Origin of the sequence: Actinoalloteichus spitiensis RMV-1378, from assembly GCF_000239155.1 — a bacterium.
Classification (GTDB): Bacteria; Actinomycetota; Actinomycetes; order Mycobacteriales; family Pseudonocardiaceae; genus Actinoalloteichus_B; species Actinoalloteichus_B spitiensis.
In genome coordinates this window covers 1-2,937 of sequence record NZ_AGVX02000796.1, presented here as the reverse complement: position 1 = coordinate 2,937, position 2,937 = coordinate 1, and the positions used below count along the sequence as shown (strand labels likewise).

The 2,937-nt window shown below is 73.6% G+C and carries 2 protein-coding genes; both read right to left on the bottom strand.

Annotated features, from left to right (window positions below):
• Nucleotides 1-208: 208 nt before the first annotated feature.
• Nucleotides 209-1,900, bottom strand: a complete 1,692-nt coding sequence (locus tag ACTIDRAF_RS0225365) for a hypothetical protein (protein WP_016701454.1) — start codon at nt 1,898-1,900, stop codon at nt 209-211.
• Nucleotides 1,901-2,137: 237 nt separating this feature from the next.
• A partial coding sequence (locus tag ACTIDRAF_RS32300) for a hypothetical protein (protein ID WP_211215431.1) occupies nt 2,138-2,937 on the bottom strand: 800 nt, incomplete at its 5' end.

Below are 2,937 nucleotides of genomic sequence, written 5' to 3'. Positions count from 1 at the left end.
GGGCCCCGAGAGCGACGCTCTCGGGGCCCGCCGGAATCGGAATCACCGTTCACGTGGGTCCGGTGGGAAGGTGTGGCCGGAGACCGGGGGCAACGGCCTCCGACCTGCCCTTCCCGAACCACCGACCGGGACGACCGCCCGTGCCGGCCGACGCGTGCGCGTGGCGCCGGCCCACCCGGTCCGACCGCGACTTCCCGGTCGGTACGGCTCAGCTCTGGGACAGCCGGCTGCTGCCCTCCTCGTCACCGGTCACGTTCCGCAGCAGAACTGCGGTGTCCAGCGTGCTCAACGCTGGAGCCTGGGAGGTACGCGGGGGGATCCGCACCGCGTCCATGTTGTTGAGGGCGTCGATCTGCACCGCGTCGAGAGCGCCGCGCAGGGGGAGGTCGCTGGTGTTGGCGACGGGCAGCCGCACACCGGTCTCGTTGCTGCGACCGGTGGCGGCCGTGGCGAGCGCGGCCTGCCGAGGCTGGTTGGCGTTCCCCAGCGAGGCGGGCAGCAGCTGCTCAGCGCCCGAGATCTGGCCGACCTGGAGGTTCGGGCGGCCCACGTTCAGGTCAGGGAGCCCGTCCAGGCCGAGCTGGTTGGTGGGCAGGATGTTGGCGCGGCTCGCCACCTCGCCCTCGGGGCGCACGGCGGGCAAGGCGACACCCACCGAGGTCAGGTCGGACAGGCTCGGCAGCCCGTTCTCCGAGTTCAGCTGGCCGATCTCCGGGAACTCGGGGAGTTCGGTGGGCAGCAGCAGCCCCCAGGACAGCGACCGCAGCGGGTCGAGGATCGACAGTTCGGCGTCGAGGTCCTTGGTGAACTGGCCCAGGGCGGGGGCCGGAACGCTGCTCAGCTCGCCACTGCCGACCTCCGGCAGCACCGCCCCATCGGCGGCTCCCACGCTGGGGAACTCGACGGTGGGCCGGTCGTCGATGAAGGGGTCGAGGTCGGCGCCCTCCCCCGCGTCCCGGGCCTGGGGCACGGCGGGCAGGGCCACTCCGCTGGCGTCGCCCAACCCGGCGAGCAGTCCCATCCCCGGCAGCACGCTGGCCTTCGACAGGGCGCTGGTGCGGACGAACTCGCTGATCTCGGGAATCCTCGGCAGCTCGCCCGCGTCGGGCAGCTGTTCGCCCCAGACGACCAGCGGATCCCTGTCCTCGGTCTCCGGCGGGTGTCCCTGCCCGAGCGCGGATCGGATGACCTCGGTGGGAACCCCGTTGAGGGTCAGCAGTGAGCCGTCTGGCAGGACGGAGGTGGTGACGTCCTCCGAGTCCGGCTCCGAGTGGTCGGCCGCGCCGCCCGCTTCCTCGCCGCGGGGGTCGGCGGCGAGGGCGGCGCGCACGTCGCGGAGCGACAGTTCCGTGGTCTTGGAGTTGTCCGCCGGCTGCTCGTGGGAGCCCGCGAAGATGTCACCGGCCAGCACGCGGTAGAGCCCGCTGAACAACCGCCCGCCGGGAAGCCCGTCCAGCGCCGCCGTGTCGGCGAGGGGCCGCCAGTACTCGGCGGCCTCCTGGTGTTGGCTGTACTGGCTTTCGTCGAGGTGGTTCAGCGCTGCGTCGTCGGCAGCGGGCATGGCCATGTTCGTCCTGCTTTCGTTTCGGGGTGCACGGTCGTGGTCGGGACGGAGGTCGTCGGCGCCGTCGGTGGGAGACGCGGCGGTCGCGAGCGGCTCGATGAAGTGCCGGGTGGGCTCTCCGACGGCCGCGGATCCGGCCGGGGCGACCACCCGGCCCAGCGGCATGGTGACCTCGGCGGCGTTCTCGCCGTGTGGCAGCGGAATCGTGCCGGTCAGTGGAGAGCTCGGCCGGTCGGGGCAGCACTCGGCCGCCGCCGCGGTACCGCCCTGGCCGACGATCAGCAGGCCGCTGGTGACGAGGGCTGCCTGCACGCCACGCTTCGCCCAGGACTGCATGGGGGCTCCTTCCGTTTCGCTTGCCCGAGGGGGAGGGGGTCAGGTGGTCGAACCAGTGCGCACCGTCAGGGGAAGTGGTTCGGCCACCCAGTTCGGCGGGGCAGCGGCAAGAGAAGGCGCTCAGAGCGCGATGCCGCCTGCCCAGGGGGTGGTGGCTCGCGGACTCAACACGGAAGACCTCGCACGGACTGGTGAGAACCAGCGCACCGCAGAGGGGTGCTGAATCCGCGCGAGGTATCAGTCAGGGGTGACGCCGGGCTGCTCCGGCTGCTCCGCGGCGACGCCCTGCGCGATCGGCTGGACGGCGAGGCCGGGAGCGAGGAGCTGGGCGTTCACCGTCGGAACGACGTAGCCCAGCATGAGGGCACCCGGTCCGGACGGCGAGGCGCTCGCCGAGGAACCAGCGGGTGCCGGGTGGGTGGCGGGTGCCGGGGAGGCGCCCCGGGGCAGGTGGGGTGAGGAGGTGTGCTGCTCACCGTGCTGCTGGTCCGCGCGCTGCCCGTGGGGCGCCGGGGCGCCGGCGGCATAGGGGGACACGCCGTCGCCGTCCACCGCGCTCGAAGAGCGCCCGGTACGGGGATCCGAGGAGGGGTCCTCCGCATCGCGGGCCTCGTCGGTGTCGTCGTCCTCGTCGGGCCTGTCCTGCGCCGGACGGTCGCCGAGCCGCTCCGCGTCCTCGGCACCGGGAGCCTGACCTGAACCGGTGGCGTCACCCGCCGGGTTCTCCTGGGCCGGGCCGTCGCCAGGGAGCACCGCGCCCACCAGGCCGTCCTTGCCGATGGGCAGCGGGAGCAGCCCTCCCCCGGAGGCCCCGGCGGAGTCGTCGTGCTCGGCGTCGTCCCGTCCGCCGGTCAACACGGCGCCGGACAGCCGGTCCACCACGGAACCGACCGGCCTGACGACACGGCCCAGCGTGCTCTCCCGGGCGTCCTCCGCCGACTCGCCCTCCTCCGGAGCGGAGTGGGCTGACGCGGACCCGGCCTCGCCGGCGACGAGCCGGTGGGAAGCCCCGAGAGTGGCCCGCGCCCAGTTCGTCG